The sequence below is a fragment of the uncultured Senegalimassilia sp. genome, assembly GCF_902464545.1.
In the GTDB taxonomy this organism is placed as follows: Bacteria; Actinomycetota; Coriobacteriia; order Coriobacteriales; family Eggerthellaceae; genus Senegalimassilia.
In genome coordinates this window covers 34,687-52,776 of record NZ_CABQJR010000007.1, presented here as the reverse complement: position 1 = coordinate 52,776, position 18,090 = coordinate 34,687, and the positions used below count along the sequence as shown (strand labels likewise).

The 18,090-nt window shown below is 61.4% G+C and carries 8 protein-coding genes; 4 read left to right on the top strand and 4 right to left on the bottom strand.

The features are described 5' to 3' along the window. Nucleotides 1–257 precede the first annotated feature (257 nt). The 4 genes from RDW26_RS03315 to RDW26_RS03300 form a co-directional block, all read right to left on the bottom strand. The gene (locus RDW26_RS03315) at nt 258–7,610 is read right to left on the bottom strand and encodes an MBG domain-containing protein (RefSeq protein WP_307982511.1); all 7,353 of its coding nucleotides are present in this window, start codon (nt 7,608–7,610) and stop codon (nt 258–260) included. Between the two features lie 81 nt (nt 7,611–7,691). Then, nucleotides 7,692–8,282: a twin-arginine translocation signal domain-containing protein gene (locus RDW26_RS03310; RefSeq protein WP_307982510.1), complete on the bottom strand. Its 591-nt coding sequence runs from the start codon at nt 8,280–8,282 to the stop codon at nt 7,692–7,694. 503 nt (nt 8,283–8,785) lie between these two features. Continuing rightward, entirely contained in the window at nt 8,786–9,436 is a 651-nt protein-coding gene (locus tag RDW26_RS03305) for a Crp/Fnr family transcriptional regulator (protein WP_307982509.1), read from the bottom strand. 485 nt (nt 9,437–9,921) lie between these two features. Next, the gene (locus tag RDW26_RS03300; RefSeq protein ID WP_307982508.1) at nt 9,922–11,631 is read right to left on the bottom strand and encodes a phospho-sugar mutase; all 1,710 of its coding nucleotides are present in this window, start codon (nt 11,629–11,631) and stop codon (nt 9,922–9,924) included. A 366-nt stretch (nt 11,632–11,997) separates the two neighbouring features. Between RDW26_RS03300 and RDW26_RS03295 the strand changes: the two genes are divergently transcribed. The 4 genes from RDW26_RS03295 (at nt 11,998) to RDW26_RS03280 (ending at nt 18,050) form a co-directional block, all read left to right on the top strand. Beyond that, nucleotides 11,998–12,324: a hypothetical protein gene (locus RDW26_RS03295; RefSeq protein ID WP_307982507.1), complete on the top strand. Its 327-nt coding sequence runs from the start codon at nt 11,998–12,000 to the stop codon at nt 12,322–12,324. 12 nt (nt 12,325–12,336) lie between these two features. Further along, nucleotides 12,337–13,050 (top strand): extracellular solute-binding protein, encoded by a 714-nt coding sequence (locus tag RDW26_RS03290; protein WP_307982506.1) that lies wholly within the window; start codon nt 12,337–12,339, stop codon nt 13,048–13,050. Next, nucleotides 12,945–13,904: an extracellular solute-binding protein gene (locus RDW26_RS03285; protein WP_307982530.1), complete on the top strand. Its 960-nt coding sequence runs from the start codon at nt 12,945–12,947 to the stop codon at nt 13,902–13,904. Before RDW26_RS03290 ends, RDW26_RS03285 begins: the two co-directional genes overlap by 106 nt. A gap of 117 nt (nt 13,905–14,021) precedes the next feature. Next, on the top strand, nt 14,022–18,050 hold the full coding sequence (locus tag RDW26_RS03280) for an ATP-binding protein (protein ID WP_307982529.1): 4,029 nt from the start codon (nt 14,022–14,024) through the stop codon (nt 18,048–18,050). The last annotated feature ends 40 nt before the right edge of the window (nt 18,051–18,090 follow it).

Sequence of the window (18,090 nt, the reverse complement as noted above, 5' to 3'; positions counted from 1 at the left end):
GTCTTGATTTACACGAAAGGCGAAAAACGCGAAGAGCCCGCAGCACTTGGCTGCGGGCCCCACAAAAGCTAGCGAGTCAAAACGTTACGGAGCCGCCAACTCACTCCGGCCGTCCCCCGAACACAAAAACGCCCTGCAGGCTCTTTCGAACCTGCAGGGCGCATCAGGCAGTGGGACAGCGCACCCCGTGCGCCGTCCCACCTGCTCGCCCGCCGCCGACGGCGGCGGGCTTGCCGACATCTGCTCAGCAGCAGCCGTTACTTGCTTACGACATCACTTGCCGCGCCGTCGGCAGCCGCAGCCGCACGCTTCTTGCGACGGTACGCGTACGCGCCACCAGCCGCGCCGGCAACCGCTAGCACGACCGCGCAACCCAGCGCAATCGCAACCGCGGGGTTGGACGCGGCCGCGTCGGCCAGGTCCTCAACCGCACCGGCCACGCCAGACTTCGCGGACCCGGACGACTTGCCGTCGGCAGCCTTGCCGCTCTTGGCAGCGTCGCCGCTCTTAGCCGCACCGTCCTCGGCCGCCGCCAGCGCAGCAGCCGCAGCGTCGCCAGAAGCAGCCACGCCGTTCTCGCCATTCAAAATGGCCTGCGCCGCGGCCGGCAGCTCGCCGCCGCCGCTTGCGGGCAGCGAGCCTGCCACCAGGTCAACTTCCCAATTCGTGGACCACGTGTGGTCCCACACGCCGTTGAAGATGCCGGCGGCGATGGTCTGAGCCAGCCAGCCTATGGTCACGCTGGAAGTGCACGTGCCCGCGAACTGCGTCTGATCGGCCGTGGGCGTGCCCAGGTCAATGGTCACCGTGGAACCGTCGTAGCTCACACCGCTGCCCCACACGTTGTTGACGGTCATCACCTTGTCCTGGATAACAACCGGGACGCTCACCCACGCATGGCCGGAAGCGTCCACCGTCATGGTGGCGTTGTTGCTCACCGGCGTCGAGGGCGGGAAGCCGCCGTTGGTCAGGTGCGGGTTCAGCGGCAGGCCCGTGGTGGCCTTGTCGAACCACAGGTTGGCCGAAACCGTGTACGTACCAGCAGCGAAGTGACCGCTCGTCGTGGTGCCCACCGTGGTGGAGCCGCCCGGCGTGGGGCTGGGGCTCGGCGAAGGCGTCGGCGTCGGGTCCGGCGTGGGCGTAGGATCGGGCGTGGGCTCCGGGTCCGGATCGGGCACCGGGTCAACGCCATCGGGCAGCGCCGAAGCCGGCAAGCTGGAGTAGTTCACCGTCAGCTGCAGCGCCACCGTGCCGGTAGGCGCAATGTCCATGTCCAGCGGCACTGCATACAACTTGCTACCCGCAAACGTATAGGACTTCACGCCCGTTACCATGTCGTCAGTCAGCGGCACCGACACATGGCTGATGCGCGTATCGTACTTGCCGTAGCTCCACACCGATGCGTCGGCCGGAGCCTTGCGCGTCACGTCAACCTTCGGCAGCTCGGCACACGTGCCCAGCTCCTGCGTGGTGAACACGGGGTTCAGCACGTCAAGCTCAAGCGTCTTGGAGCCATCGGCCGCAACCACCAACGTGGCGTTCTTCGTCAGCGGGGTGGTAGGCGTGGTGCTCGCCACGCCTACCGGGTTGTTGCCGTCCAAAACAGGCTCATTGCCCGCCTTGTCGGCGAACGGGTTGTTCGGGTTGTTGGCGTACACCGTAGCGCCCGGGATAACCGGGTTGTACTCGCCCGGCATGCTCAAATTTGCCGTGATGGTGTACGTGCCCGGCTTCAGCGTGCCCGTGGACGCAGCCTCAACCGTAAGCTTGCCACCAACGTACACGAAGTCGTAGTTGGCCGACTTGCCGCCAGCGGGCGTCAAGTCGTAGGTTTTGCCAGCCTCAAGCGTTGCGGGTGCGGAAACCGTCGGGGCTTCATAGCCCGCAGCGGAAACAGCCGTCTCGCCGCCCACGAAGCCCGTAACCTCCACGCCCAGCTGCGGCGCAATGCCAACCGATACCGTTTCGCCCACATACGCGGCCGTCAAAGTTGCCTTGGCAATGGACCAGGGAATCTCCACCGGGTCGGTGGAGCCGTCGTCCCACACAAAGCCCGTCTTCAGTGTAGCCACCGCCGTGTAGGAGCCGGCATTGGTGGCGGTGGCACCGGAAAGCGCGAAGCCCTCCGCAGCCTCAACGCCCGCCTGCTCGGCGCCCGTGTACACGAGGCCAGCAACCGCAGAAGGCTTGGCAACCTTCACGCGCTCGTCCTTGGTGCCCGGCTTCATGGAAGCGCGGAACGCGTCAGCCGCAGCCCGCAAGGCATCGGCAGCATCGGCCACCATTTGATTGGACACCAAGTTGGCATCGATCACCGCAGAAGCCTGAGCAATAGAGTCCTTGAACGCCGCCATAGCTTCCTCAGTCACCCACGTGCCCTCGGTCGATACATCGGAGCCGTCTGCGGAAACAGCCACGCCAGCAGCAAGCTGCTCGGCATCGGCCACCGCAGAAGTCAACGCCGAACGATCAACCACGGCATCAGCCTTGGCCGACGAGTAATCGATGTCCAGAATCAGCGCATCCTTGCTGGCATCAGGAGTAATGTCGGTGTTAATGGGCACCGCGTACAGCTTGCTGCCTTTGAACACGAACTGCTGCTGGCCGGAATCGGCACCCTCGGGCAGTTGCACCGTTATGCTACCAACACGCGTGTCATACTTACCGTAATCCCACACGCTCTTGTCAACAGGCGAAACGCGGTCAACTGTCACATTGGGAAGCTGGTCGCACGTACCAAGCTCTTGCAACGTGAACACCGGGTTGGGAAGTTTCAGCGTCAGCGTCTTGGTGCCGTCGGGGGCAACCGCGATAGTTGCGTTGTTCGCAACCGGCGTAGTCGGAGCCGAAGCCTCAACACCAGCCGGGTCGTTGCCGTCCAGAACGGGGCTATTGCCCGCCTTGTCCGTAAACGGGTTGTTCGGGTTGTTCACATACACCGTTACGTTTGCAAGCACCGGGTTGTACTCACCCGGCATGCTCAAGTTAGCAGTAACCGTGTACGCGGTGCCGGCGTCTTTCAGGCCTGCTTTTTGCGCGACTTTGAACGCCGTCACGGCAGCGGCCAGGGCTGCTGCCTGGTCCTCTACCGCTGTTTTGCTAACCGCCTTCGTGCTGCTGGCAAGCGCCTGAGCATCGGCAATGGCAGAAGCAAGCGCATCGTGGTCAGCTTGGGAAACCCACTGCTCGTTGGACAAAACATCCTTGCCGTCAGCGGAAACCGTCGTAGCGTCAAGCAGCGCCTGCGCCTCGGCAATGGGCTGCTCAAGCGTGCTGACGTCGCCAGCCTCCACAATCTTCCACGTTATCTTCTTGTCGGAAGTCGTCTCATCGCCCTCACAGCCGGCCCATCTCAAGTTCGAATGTTGCAGCGAAATCGTGCACGTATACGTTCCGGCATCGGTAGCTCGCGACACGCCATCGATAACATCATAGTAAGTAATGTCAATGCGAGAGCCCTTGCGCACACCTGTCTGCTGCTTGCCCGTATAGACCAAATCATTCACCGTAGGAACATCGATATCCGTCCATTTCAGATAGCGCATGTTTTCGTTCACGGTATAAAAATCGCCAAAGCCGGACAGCACGCAATTTTGAATGACGCCATGCAAGCGTTTTCCATCTGAACTTACGTCATCCGCAACCATGGAGAACGTACCTGTTTGCGGGCTCCTCAAATATTCCATGCTCTCGATGTCATCCGGTCCGTTGAAAACAGCCACATCGTTAGCGCCCGTAAACGAAGTCGGATAATCGCTAGCATTCCACCACCAGGTAGAGGGCGTAGACAAATGGTTGATCGTTATTACCGTATTTTCGGAGTCATTTGAAACAGCCGTGTTGCCTTGCGAGTCCTTCAGCTGAAGCGAAAAGCCCTCGAAGTCGACTGTTTTATAGCACTCCTTCTTCATGATTTCCAAGAAGGCATCGTACTGAGCATCACCAGCGGAGTATTTGGTCACTTCAATGCGCGACCCTTCATCCTTCAAAAACGGCGACACGGAAGCTTCGCGGGACTTAATGGAAACCTTTAGCCCCGTTGCCGGGTCCTCGTAATTCCGAGTAATCCATTCTCTTGCCGCAACGCCGTCTTCATCGGCAATAACGAATCGATAGAGGCCCATACTGGTAGAGCCCATATCAATAGCAACGCTGTTGCCATCGGAAGTAGCGATAGGCATATTCACAACGTTGTTGTTAACCCAGCTAAGTTCACCACCATAGCTGTCCGATATAAAGAACAGGGCTGGCTTTACGACCTTGGAAGGCAGCGTTAAATGCGATTGCTTGAGTTTCCAGGACTCGTAGCTGATTTTCTGGCCATCCGGTCCATAGATGCCAAAGGAATATACACCAAAATCGGGAACCTGCTCATATTCCTTATCAAGGTGAGATTCGGCAAACGAATGCTCGTCGCTATCCTCGGCTGCTTTCGACACCTTTAACGTCACGCCATCTTGAGTAATCGCTTTGCCAAATGCCGAATGCGTCGTCACGATATCAAGCGTAGCACCCGTTTCGGGATCGGAAATCGTTGCATGATATTCGCGTTCGCCCATCGTGGACTTGTCAACAAGCACATAGGTGCCAAACGAAGGAATGGAAGCCGTCAAAGCCGAACCGTTTGAATTGCTATCCAATTTGCTAAGCTTTTCACCATTCCAAACGTAAAGTTCAGACTGTTCGAAAGCGTTTGAGATGTTCAGTGAAAGCGTATCATCGGACGCAACCGGCAATGCATTGCCGTCAGCATCAATCACCGAAACGGCGTATGCGCGAAACACGGGGTCGCACGAAAGCTGGGAATCAAATGCATCGCGAATAGCTTTCGCAGCAGCATCGCTTTCCCCATATTCGGTAAACGTTGCACGAGCAGAATCAAACTTATCAACAACTTCCGCTCGACTGGACGCAACGGTAACCGCAACGTCGGCAACGGATTCGTCAGCAAACGTCTTGCTTTCTTGTCCCACTTCTGCACCATTAGCAAGAACGATAAACGACGTCGGATAATCTGCATACGAATCGTTTTCAATCACGCCGTTGTGCAAAGCGACATAACGGGCATATGCTTCGGACTTTGTCATTGAAGACGGAAGCACATCAATCGAAACCGCATCATCGGAAACGACCGTTCCCAAAGGAACCGCACTCACGTTCTTTCCAGATACGCTAATCAAAAACGCCTTCGTATCCGCAGTAACGCCATCGTTGCTCGCGCGCGGCACGGAAATAGAGTCTTTGCTTTCGTCCTGGACCCAAGCATCCTGAACTTGCTGCTCAGCAATCGAAATCGGAGAGCAATAGAAACCGCTGAGTACCGCCGCGTCGGTAAAGGTACCAGTCAGCTTTTTAATTGCAGCAAGAGCGTTGTCGAGCGTTGCGGCATCAGAAACTTTGCTGCTGCCAACTTTTACGAACCTGGTTGCCATAGCGGCATAAGGACCACCGTCCGTGGAGTCATATTTGGATTGAGCATCGGTAAGCGACTCGGTCCAGCTAATGCCAAGTTCGACATTAGCCACGGTCTTCGAAGTCCACTTGTTTGCTTTGGTCTTGTCGATTACGGCAAACGAACCCGAAGACGGCATGCCGACCAACGAGAAGAACCCGTTATCCGCAGCCGTGTTACTCACCAACTGGTCATAGCTGCCTTCATTTACTTTATAGACATCGCAAATTCCCGAATTAGACGTTGGCAACGCAACGGATACTTCCGTATTACCGTCAAGCGCAATCTCGGCACCAGTCTTGTCAATGACTTTGTACGTGAAGTACTCCAGGGACACTTCGCCCGTATGCATGGCTTCGAAATCGGACAGCGCATTCTCATACGTTTCGCCATCAGAACGCTTTTCAACAACAAGCTGCGCACCAGATTGCAGCTTCTGAGCAACGTCTTTTTCAGAAGTGGAAACCGTTGCTTTCAACCCGGTACCAACATCCGTAAGCGTCTTCGTAACAGCCTGAGATCCATCGGAAGGAGCAATGTATTTACGCACCGCGCTGGAGAAGTCAACGGACAGTCGCACCTCCATGTTCATGTAGTTGCCCAGAATGGTCGGGAACTCTTGATAGCCGGTAAAGGAATAATCACCGCTATCGTTGAGCAGCTTGACATCCAGCGAGCCAATTCGACCATACACCTGAGATTGCGTTTTCATGTCCGTGCCAAACAGGTGGTCTTCCTTGATTCGAGGTGTGCTCACTATTTCGGTTTCGCCAGGAGCGCCGCTAATCTGTTGCAAGGTGAAAACATCTGCCGGCTCATTGCTAAGCTCGATATGAACGGTTTTCGTCCCGTCCTCAGCGATAGTTAGCGTTGCGCTGCGGGAAACGGGCACGGTCGGAGGCATAGTCGGGCACTGCATATATACCTGCACGCCAGGAAGAACCTGATTGGCATATGAAGGAATATAAAGATTTGCGGTAACAGAATACACACCCGCCTTGGCCTGGGACTTCTCGGTCAGCGAGGTGGTGTCCACCAGCACCAGGGCCCGCCCCGGCTCCGGCGACACCTGCGCCAGCTTCGCGCCGCCGAACGCGCCGGTGGGCTCCTCGCCCACGGTCACCGCGAGCTCGGTCAGCGACGAGCCGTCCCAGCTGAAGGCGCGCACCTTCGAGGGGTCCACCTTGGGGTCGGCGTTCTCGCCGCCCAGCCACCACGCCGTCAGCTCGGCGTCGGCGGGCATCTGCTTGCCGCCGGGCAGCTCGAAGGTGCCCACCGACACGTTGGACTCGTCCACGCCGTCGTAGAGCGCGGCCACCGCGTCGCGGGCGGCCTGCGCGTCGGCGGGCGCGGCGAAGTCGAAGAACTCGCCGTACGAGCCGGCGGCCAGGTCGAGCGGGGACGGCATGTCCGCGTCGGCGGTGTTGACGCCGAGCATCCAGACGAACCCGCCGTTGGGCGTGTGGAGCTTCGACAGGTCGTTGAGGTAGTTGTAGTCGCGGGCCTGGGACTTCTCGGTCAGCGAGGTGGTGTCCACCAGCACCAGGGCCCGCCCCGGCTCCGGCGACACCTGCGCCAGCTTCGCGCCGCCGAACGCGCCGGTGGGCTCCTCGCCCACGGTCACCGCGAGCTCGGTCAGCGACGAGCCGTCCCAGCTGAAGGCGCGCACCTTCGAGGGGTCCACCTTGGGGTCGGCGTTCTCGCCGCCCAGCCACCACGCCGTCAGCTCGGCGTCGGCGGGCATCTGCTTGCCGCCGGGCAGCTCGAAGGTGCCCACCGACACGTTGGACTCGTCCACGCCGTCGTAGAGCGCGGCCACCGCGTCGCGGGCGGCCTGCGCGTCGGCGGGCGCGGCGAAGTCGAAGAACTCGCCGTACGAGCCGGCGGCCAGGTCGAGCGGGGACGGCATGTCCGCGTCGGCGGTGTTGACGCCGAGCATCCAGACGAACCCGCCGTTGGGCGTGTGGAGCTTCGACAGGTCGTTGAGGTAGTTGTAGTCGCGGGCCTGGGATGCAGTCGCGCCGACGGAGTCATCCTCAGACGACTGAGCAAAAGCAAGCGCCCCCGAAGCGGGCCAGAACGAAACCACGAGCAAAACGGATAACGCAATCCGCATAAACCCATCCAACAGGCGCTGCTTTTTGTTCGCAAAACTCACTCTATCCTCCTTTCTCTTAATCGCAAACAAGGGCAACGCTTCCAATACAGAAGTGTTGCCCAGTCTGCTAAACGTCGCTAATTATTTGATGGAGTCCCAATCGATAATCAGCGTGACCTTCCATTCCTTGTCTCCACGCGCCAAAGAGAAGTCAGCATATTCTTTTGCGCCAAACTCGTAATTCTCGAGCGAGACATCGTTGATGGTGAACCCAATCGGCTGAATGCGATTTACATGCCCGCCCTTGTTCCAAAGGTATTCGCCCTGCTGCGTCACCGTCGCACCACCGTTGCTTGAAGCGGGGTCGATATAGTACAGGCCAAAGGTATTGTTGAGCTGATTAATCGTGATGACCGGCTTCTTGTCAGCATCGAAAGACAGCACCGCATTGTCCGCCACGGGAGTAGTCGGACGAGCGCCAAACAACGTAGGAGTGGTCAAATTGGTCAGATACGCATCCATATGGATAACCGCGTTCAATTCAGCCGGCACGTAAAGGTTTGCGGTGATCGTGTAAGTCTTCGACTTATCCAGTCCGTCCAGCGACGTTACCGCAAACGCCTTGCTGAAGTCAATCGACTCAGCACCGGCGGCAACCAGCGCGGCGGCGGCAACGGTGCCGGCCGCCATCTTGACGAAACCTCGACGCGTGTAAATCATTTCGGTGTTCATAGCGAATCACCCTTTCTTTGCGGCTTGTTTATATTTGGTGGTGCAACCTTGAGCGCCGATGCCGCATCCTCGGCTCCCAAGGCATCCCGAGGCGGGCCGATACGGGCCCCGCCATGTGGAATCTGGGTACGACAAGACAGACGCGCGCCCGCGTTGCGTGTGGGATTGGGTTGTTGCAGGGGTTGTGCGCTTGCCCGCGCGAGCTCGGCGTTCGCCCTGGTTGAAAGGGCGCTCCAGCCGGCAAGTAACACGCGGGTAACTGGCTTGACGGCTGCTATTGTAAGCCTGGGGTTACCGAAATTACAAGAAAAAAGTTCGAAATGGGTTCCTTTTTCGACAAAATCTTCTCCAAGGGTAACATATGTTACCCCAGGTCAGAGGGGTACGTCGGTCGGCGAACACGTCAACTCGTAAAGATTCCCAAACATTTGTTCTTGTGTTCTGAACGGATGTTTGGTGATACAGATCGCGCTTGGCGTTCCCCCTAGCCGAGGGGCTACTACCTACAGCATGCGGATGAAGCGGCCATCCACTTCTAGCACGCCTTCTTTTTGCAGGGTGCTTAGTTCGCGAATGAGCGATTTGTCGGCGGCACGCAGATACGTGGCCCATTCCTGGCGATTCATGGGAACCTCTACGCGACCGTCCGCGTCCTGGGGTAGCGTGCGCAAATGCGCCATGATGCGGTCGGAAAGACGCGGCTCGCCAACCACGGAGAGCGTTTGCGTAAGCACGCCTATCTTCTTCGACATTTCGGTCGACAGGTTTTCGCGCAGCAGAAACGCATGCGGGCTCGTGCACGATTCGAGTTGCTTTGCGGGGATGCACAGTATGCTCGTGGGCTCAAGCGCGCGAATATTCACCGGCGCATGCTTAAGCGTCGCCGGCACGGCCTCGGCGAACGACTCGCCCGAGCCGAATTGCGCCACCGGGCGGTCTTGCCCACCTTGCGGCATGCTTGCTTGCACGATGCCCGAAACAACCACGGGATAGAAATCCATACGGTCGCCAGCACGTCGCAGCAGTTGGCCTTCTGACAGCTCCATAACGCGCGCATCGATTTCGCGCAGCAAATCGCGCAGGTCCTTCACGGGAATGCCCTCGAACACGGCCGACGAATGCAGCGAGCGAATAAGATCCTGCGTAAACTCCATGCGACCCACCAACTCCTTGCTACGCTCGTCGCCCTGGCAAACGTCCCCCGCGCAAGCCTCGTATGCATGCGGCCGCACATGGCGGTACCGTCGCTTCAGCCATTCCCGCCATCGCGCCGAAACCAACCACCGGGTAACATTTGCTACCGAAAGTTACCTTTATCTAATTCATTATCGCACTGCGCAGCTTTTTGTAAACACAGGGTCATATTTTTCCCAAACAAGAAAGGCGACCCGCTCGGCTGCCTTTCCCCAAACCAGCGCTTCGGAAGCGCTTCTTGCAAGCAATCTTGTTCGCAGCAAACCTGGCAAAGCATCCGGCCCCCTGTCGCGCTTCACGCCCTTCGCGCCCCGCCCATCATGCAGCCGTACCCGGCGCAGAAAGCAACAAAGGGCCCGCGGCATTTCAACCGCGAGCCCCTCGCAAAAGTTAGCGAGTCAAAACCTTCCGAAGGCACTGACCCATCCGTTCCCGTCACGCGGCCTTAAGCCAACAGTTTGCGACCTGCCTCCTCAAGCGCGTTCAGCAGCGCGTCGGCTGCCTCGCGGCTGGCGTCCTTCGCGAACACGTACAGCTTGATCTTCGGCTCGGTGCCGCTCGGGCGCACGATGACCTTGTTGCCGCCTTCCACGTCGAACTCCACCACGTTGGCGGAAGGCAGGCCGTTCACGCCGCCCTGGTAGTCGACCACGGCCTCGACCTTGCGGCCGGCCAGCTCGGCCGGAGCGTTCGCGCGCAAACCCGCCATGAGGTCGGCCATCTTCGCCGCGCCGTCGGCGCCGGGATAGGACAGCGACACGGTGCGGTTGAGCCACCAGCCGTGCTTGGCGTACAGGTCGCGCATGGCCTGGGCCAGGTTCTTGCCCGCCAGCTTGTACTCCTGCGCCATCTGGCAGATGAGCAGGCTGGCGTTCACGGCGTCCTTGTCGCGCACGTGGTCGCCGGACAGGTAGCCGTAGCTCTCCTCGAAACCGAAGATGAAGCGGTCGGCCTGGCCCGCGTCGGCCAGCTCGGTGATGATGTCGCCGATGTACTTGAAGCCCGTCAGGCAACGGCGCAGCTCAAAGCCGTATTCCGCAGCCAGCGCATCGACCATGGCCGACGACACGATGGTGGTCACGGCCACCTTGCGCGTCAGGTCCTCGCCGCGCTCGGCGCGCATGCGGCACACGTAATCCAGCAGCAGCACGCCCATCTCGTTGCCGGTCAGCAGCGTGTAGTCGTCGCCGTCCTTGCAGGCCACGCCCACGCGGTCGGCATCGGGGTCGGTGGCCAGCAGCAGGTCGGGATGCACCTGCTCGCACAGGTCGATGCCCTTCTGCATGGCCTCGCGGATCTCGGGGTTAGGATAGGGGCACGTGGGGAAGTTGCCGTCGGGCTGCTCCTGCTCGGGCACCACGGTGACGTCGGAGACACCGGCGCGCGCGAGCACCGTGGTAACGGGGACCAGGCCCGTGCCGTTAAGCGGCGTGTACACGAGCTTCAGCGGGGCGGCGGCGATCTGCTCGTCGGACAGGTTGTTCACCGACTGCGCCAGCACCGCGTCGTAGTAGCGCTCGAGCACGGCGTCTTCGATCCACTTGACCTTGCCCGATGCCACGGCCTCATCGAAATCCATGGACTTCACGCCGGTGAACGCGTCGGTTCCGGCGATGGCCGCGGAGATGGCGGCGGCAGCCTGGCTGGTGATCTGGCAGCCGTCGGGGCCGTAGGCCTTGTAGCCGTTGTACGGCGCAGGGTTGTGGCTGGCCGTCATGCAGATGCCGCCCGAGCAGCCCAGGTCGCGCACGGCCCACGAAAGCGTGGGGACCGGGGAGATGCGCGGGTACACGTACGCCGTCACGCCATTGGCTGCCATGATGGCGGCGGTGGTGCGCACGAACAGCTCGCCGTTGTTGCGGCTGTCGCGGGCAATGGCGACGGAGGGGTTTTCGAAGTTCGCGTTCAGATAATCGGCGAAGCCCTGCGTGGCGCGGCCCACCGTGTAGATGTTCATACGGTTCGTGCCGGCGCCCAGCACGCCGCGCAGGCCCGCGGTGCCGAACGACAGGTTCTGGAAGAAGGCGTCGGTCATCGCGGCGTCATCGCCGGCGTCGGCCTTCGCCTGCATGTCGGCCAGCTCGGCCGCCAGATCGGCATCCTGCACGTTCTCAATCCAATGCGCAAGCTCGGCGCGCACATCGATATCGCTCATAAGGTTTCCTTCGCTTCTAGCGGTTTCTCCCCGGTTGCGCAGACGCGATCGGGCGCGGCGTGGGCATGCGCTCTGCACGCGGCCGGCTTCCGTCCGGTGCGGCACGGGCCTCCGCCCGCCCTCCAACCAGGCTTTCCTGCATATGCCGCCATTGTAAACGACACGCCGGCGAAGCGGGCGAACCCGACAGCATCAGCGCAGTTGCGCGCCGGACGGCGCAGCGGCGCCGCGATCCTCGATGAACACGCAGCGCCCTCGGCGCGCCATCAAGGGCATCATCGAGCTCGCCCGCGATCACAGCGCCGAGCCCGAGCGCCTGCTCGACGACCGGCAACGCACCGACGAACTGTCGAGCCGCCGTCCACCGTGGTCGTCGACCGCGTGGACACGAAAGACTCCGTCGCACCGCCGACAAGCGAGCCGAATACCGCCGCGAACGCAAAATCCGCCGGCGAAGCAGGGCGAATCGCCGATTCCGCCGGCATTAACGGGTATGATGGAATTTGGCACCCCGCTGACAAATCCGATGGGGCCGACGCCGCAGGCGCCGACCTCGCCGATGACGGCGGCGACGGCTCGAGCGACGACGCGGGCGGCGGCCCCACCGCCCGCCCGGCCATCGAGGCCACGGAAGCTCGCCCAACCGATACGGAACCTTCGACCAGCGCCGAAACCACGCCGGCCGAGCACTAGGAGGAATCCAGTATGCATATGCGCACCAACCGCCACGCCGCAGGCGTCACCCAGGAAGACGGCGCAACCGACAACCGCCGCAGCCGCAGCGCGGGCCGCATCCGCCCCCGGAAAGCCGCGCTGGCCGCATTCGCCCTTACCGGCGTGCTTGCCGCTGCGCTATCCACCGGCTGCGCCGGCGATAGCGGGAAGACCGCCGTCAAGCTGGACCCGAGCAACCCCACCACCATCACCGTATGGGATTACTACAACGGAGCCCAGCAGGCGTCCTTCGACAGCCTGGTGTCCGAGTTCAACTCCACCGTGGGCAAGGAGAAAGGCATCTACGTGAAAAGCAAGACCCAAGGGTCGGTCGCCGAGCTGGAGAAGGCTATCTCGAACTCGTCGGCAGGCGAGGTCGGCGCCGACCAGATGCCCAACGTGTTCTCCTCCTACGCCGACACGGCCTACAACGTGCAACAACAGGGCAAGCTCGTTGATCTGACGGACTACTTCACGCCCGATGAGCTGTCCAACTATGTGCCCGACTACCTTGACGAGGGACGCTTCGACGGCGACGATTCCCTGTACCTGCTGCCGGTGGCGAAATCCACCGAGGTGACCATACTCGACGAAACCGACTGGGAGCCGTTCGCCCAGGCCACCGGCGCACCGTCGATGACCTGGCAACGCAGGAAGGCATCGCGGCCACCGCGAAGCGCTACTACGAGTACACCGATGCGCTAACGCCCGACATCCCCAACGACGGCAAGGCGTTCTACGGCCGCGATTCCCTGTCCAACTACTTCATCATCGGCATGAGGCAGATGGGCGTCGATCTGCTCGCGCCCAACGCCGACGGCAAAACCGCGGTCAACGCCGACAAGGAAAAGGTCCGCCGCCTGTGGGACAACTACTACATACCCTTCGTCAGCGGATATTTCGACGCCAAGGGCAAGTTCCGCTCCGACGACATGAAGACGGGCGACATCATCTGCTACACGGGCTCCACCGCATCGGCGGCGTACTTCCCCGACCAGGTGGTCGACGACAACGGAACGCACGAGATCGGCTATCAGATCATCATGCCGCCAACCTTCGAAGAAGGCAACGCCGTGGCCCCTCAGCAAGGCGCCGGCATGGCGGTGGCGAAGTCGGACGAGCAACACGAATACGCTTCCTACGAGTTCCTGAAGTGGTTCACCGAGAAGCAGAACAACCTGCGCTTCGCGACGGCGGCGTCGTATCTTCCCGTGCGAACTGATGCAAACAGCGTCGAAGAGCTTGATAACGCGATTCAGAACGAGAACCTCTCCGTAAACCCCAAGACCCGCGACTGCATCGCCATGGCCATGGACTCCTTCGACGACGTGGAGCTGTACTCGCTTAAGAGCTTCGACAACGCTTATGCCGCGCGCAAGGTACTCGACCATTCGCTCGACGATAAGGCAACCGCCGACAAAGCGGCTGTTCAGGCGGCAATAGCCGCCGGCCAATCGCGCACCGAGGCGCTTGAGCCGTACGTGGGCGATGCCGCGTTCGAGCAATGGTACGCCTCCTTCTGCCAGCAACTCCAAGCCGCAGCCGAGGGCACGGAGTAGCAAGAGGTGCGAAACGAACGCAAGAACATAGATGCGGGTACGGGCGCCGGCGCAGGCGCGAGCACGGGCAAAAACGCCGCAAAGGGGAAGCGAAAGGTATCTTTCCTTCGAGTGCTCATGATCTCGCTTGCCGCGATCGTCCTGATCCAGAGCGCCTTGCCCATCTCGGTCCTCACGTTCAGCGGAGTGAAGAGCACGCTTGAGGACAACGCCATCTCCATCGACGCCCGCGCGGTGGACAACCGCAAGGTGAACCTGGAAAGCGCTATGGTCAAAAGCTGGTCCGGCATATCCCGCGAGACCGTCATCTTCAACTCCGCCCTCTCCGACCAACTTGCCCGATCGGGCCTCGACGTGTCGGAGTTCCTTGCCGATAACGATCAGAAGGAGGCCTTCGTAGCCGCCGCCTTCCCGCGGCTGCTCTCCATCATAGGGGCCAACACCGCCAGCGGCGCGTACCTGATCTTGGGAAACGACGGTGACCTTTCCGCCGCGCAGGACCACATCGGGGCGTTCCTGCGCGATTCCGACCCCACCGGCAGGTCGGATTCCTATTCCGACCTGCTGCTTGAGCGAGGAGACAAGGAAATCGCCCGCGACGCGTCCATCGCCCTTGACAACACCTGGGCGCCGAAACTGCACCTCGCCGGCAACGGCGCGCGCGGCGCCGACGACTTCTTCTACAAACCCTACGAGGCCGCCCTGCAAAACCCGGGCGCCGATGCGAATGCCATGGCGTATTGGTCGCAGCCGTTCGTGCTGGAGGGTAATCCGAGCGACAGCTACCGCATGATCGCCTACTCGGTGCCGCTCATGCTCAACGGGCAGGTGTACGGCGTGCTGGGAATCGAGGTGTCCACCGCGTACCTGGCGGACACGTGCTTCCCCATCTCCGAGCTTGACGGCAGCGAAGCCGGCGGGTACGCCCTTGCGCTGGCTGACGGCAACGGCTCGTACCAGGTCATCACGGGAAACGGCGTGCTCTACAACGCGGTGAACGCCGAAGGGCCCGCCTTCGCACTCAAGGAAACGCGCAATGCGGGCCTTATGCAGGTCGAAGGCATCAACATGGGCGATCAGCAGGTGTACGCAATCGCCGAACCGCTCAAGCTGTATTCCGGCATCGTGCCCTACGACGACACGAACTGGGCGGTTGTCGTCCTGTTCTCCGAGGACTCCATCTTCGCCACGGGCAACTCGTTGTACTACCGCCTAGGCGTAACCATCGGCCTTACCACCCTCGGATGCCTGGTGCTGGTGGCGCTGGTCTCGCGCGCCATCAACCGGCCGCTCAGGGACCTGATTGAAAGCGTCCAAGGAGGCATGGAGAAGCTGCGCGCGTTCCGCACACCCGTCGCCGAGGTCGACCAACTCCATGGCGTCATCCTCGACCTCACCGAGGACGGCCTGGAGAAGCAGCGCAAGCTCAACGAGGAGAAGGAGCGCTATCGCCTGGCCGTCAAGGGCACCAACGACGCCTTCTTCACCTTCCATCCCGAAACAGGATCCATCGAGATCGTGAACTCCCTCGACGACGGCGAGTACGATGCCACGCGCTTCTGGGACCTGTTCCGCCACGACAGCGCGAACCCCGAGGCGGTGGACGCCATCGAGCAGGCCGTAAGCCTGATGCAGGAGACGAGCATCCAGGTGGAGGCCGTGACCGAACGCTCGCCGCAAGGTCATTGGCTCGAGGTGAGCTCATCGCGCGTTCAGGACGCCGACAACGGGCAGGACTGCATGGTGTGCGTCATCCACGACATCGACGGCAGGAAGCGCCGCGAGATCGAAGCCGCGCGCAAGCAGGCGCTCGACCCCGCGACATCGGCATATCGCTTCGAGCCCGGCATGGACGCCATTGCGGCGGCGCGCGCAGGCGCGAACGCGGGGCAGCTCGCCATCATCGAGATTGACGGGTTCGCGAACATCGTGCGCGACTACGGCATCCCCTTCGGCGACGTGCTGCTCAATGAGCTGGCCAAGGTCATGCGCGCCTTCAACCGCGACAAAGGCAACCACGACGCCATCCTGGTGCGCGTCGGCGCTGGGCAGTTCGTCTGCTGGCTTCCCGGCAAATGCGCCGACGATGCGATCGACGAGGCGGCCGAGCTGCAGCGCCGGTTCGCGCGGCTGGTGCGCCCCGGAGTGCTGGAGCTGAGCTTCCACGTGGGCACGGCATCGGCGGAGGGCATCAGGAGCACCTCCGAGCTGCTTTGCCGGGCGCGCACGGCGCTTCAGGCATCGATGGGGCATCGCGCGGCCTGCGCATGCTGGGACCCGTCCATGGACGGCGCGTTCGAGCCAAGGCCGTTCGACCCCATATCCTCGTTCAACCACGTCGAGGACTTGACCTTACCCGCCCTGACGCTGAACCTGCTCGACCGACGCCTTTCGCTGGCGGCGGGTATGGATTTGCTTATGCGGCAGCTGAACGAGAGGCTCGACGTGACCAACCTGTTCATCACGTCGTTCCAAGAAGACTATCAAACGGCATCAGTGCGCTACTTTTTCGGCCCCATCCCGGGCATCGACGAGGGCGCCGTGTTCCCGCTTTCGCGGGAGGCCGTCGACACGCTGCAGCGATTCGGCGAGCAAGGCCTTGTGCATCCCGTGAGCGAGATGCCCATCTTCGCCATGTCCGCCGAAACGCGCGCTTACGCCAACGGCGTCGCGTTCCCCATGATGAACGTGGGGAAATACTCGGGGGCCGTGTTCTTCCTGAGCAACGCCGGCAAGGCCTTCGACGACGATGAGACCGCAAACACCCTGCGCGAGGTGGGCACGATCATCCAAAACCGCATCAACCAAGAGGAGCTTGACCAATCGGCACAGGCGAAGTCCGACTTCCTCGCGCGCATGTCGCACGAGATCCGCACGCCCATGAACGGCATCATCGGCATGACCGAAATAGCCCTGAAACCCGAGCAGAGCGACGAGCGCCGAGTCGATTGCCTGAACAAGGTGCACGCGTCGTCGCTGTACCTGCTCGATCTGCTCAACGGCATCCTGGATATGACGAAGATCGAGAACAACAAGATGCTGCTCGGCGATGCGCCCTTCAGCATGAGCCATGTGGTCGAGGAGCTCAACGCCGTAAGCGCCGGCCGCCTTGCCGCGCGCAACCAGAAGCTGGTCGTGGACATGCGGCTGCAGCACGATTGGTTCATGGGCGACGCGCTGCGCCTTAACCAGGTGCTCATCAACCTAGTGGGCAACGCCGTGAAGTACTCCGATGACGGCAGTACCATCACGGTGACCATCGAGGAGCGGGCTGCCGCCGGCGCCGCGGGGGCGCTGCCGACGAGCTGCGAGGCTGCGGAAGACGGCACGACGAGTGCGCTACCGGCTGGCTGCGAGGCCGCGCGGGCTGACGCACGGGCGACGGAAGGCGCGGCGGCGGGTATGCCGCCGGCGGGCTGCGAAGCTGCTGATGCCGGCACGCAGGCGACGGGAAGCGGCGTCCGGGCGAGCGACATCCGAACGGCAAACGTGTACTTCGCCGTCACCGATGAGGGCGTAGGCATCGCCGAGGAGGACATCGATCGCATCTTCGCCAAATTCGAACAGGTAGACACCACAGACGCCCGCCAACAGGGCACGGGGCTGGGACTTGCTATCAGCAACCGCATCGTGCTCATGATGGGCGATCGCATCCGCGCGAACAGCCGCCTGGGGCATGGCAGCACGTTCTATTTCGAGATACCGCTGCCGATAACCGACGCGGTCGGCAAGCCGGTGGGCGCAGACGCCGAGCAAGTCGATTTCACCGGAAAGCACGCCCTGGTCGCGGAGGACAACGAGCTGAACATGGAGATCATCGCGTACGTGCTCGACGACATGGGGTTCACCGTGGATAAGGCGATGAACGGCCAGGAAGCGGTGGACGCGTTCGAGCAATCCCCCGCTGGGCGCTACGATATCGTCTTGATGGACGTCATGATGCCGGTCATGGACGGGCTTACCGCCGCGCACCGCATCCGCGGTCTTGACCGTGCCGATGCCGCCGACGTGCCCATCGTGGCAACCAGCGCGAACGCGTTCGCCGAGGACGTGAAGCGCTCGCTTGCCAGCGGCATGAACGCCCACGTCTCCAAGCCCATCGACCCGGCGAAGCTCGCGAAGGTGCTAGCCAAGGTAATGCGATAAGGGCGCCTGCGCGCAGAGCGCAGATGACTGCCTGCGTGCG

What these genes read in the sequence shown, in the direction of transcription:
- RDW26_RS03310 (WP_307982510.1), bottom strand. Translation starts at nt 8,282, where the DNA reads ATGAACACCGAAATGATTTACACGCGTCGAGGTTTCGTCAAGATGGCG.
- RDW26_RS03305 (WP_307982509.1), bottom strand. Translation starts at nt 9,436, where the DNA reads ATGGAGTTTACGCAGGATCTTATTCGCTCGCTGCATTCGTCGGCCGTG.
- RDW26_RS03300 (WP_307982508.1), bottom strand. Translation starts at nt 11,631, where the DNA reads ATGAGCGATATCGATGTGCGCGCCGAGCTTGCGCATTGGATTGAGAAC.
- RDW26_RS03290 (WP_307982506.1), top strand. Translation starts at nt 12,337, where the DNA reads ATGCATATGCGCACCAACCGCCACGCCGCAGGCGTCACCCAGGAAGAC.
- RDW26_RS03280 (WP_307982529.1), top strand. Translation starts at nt 14,022, where the DNA reads ATGATCTCGCTTGCCGCGATCGTCCTGATCCAGAGCGCCTTGCCCATC.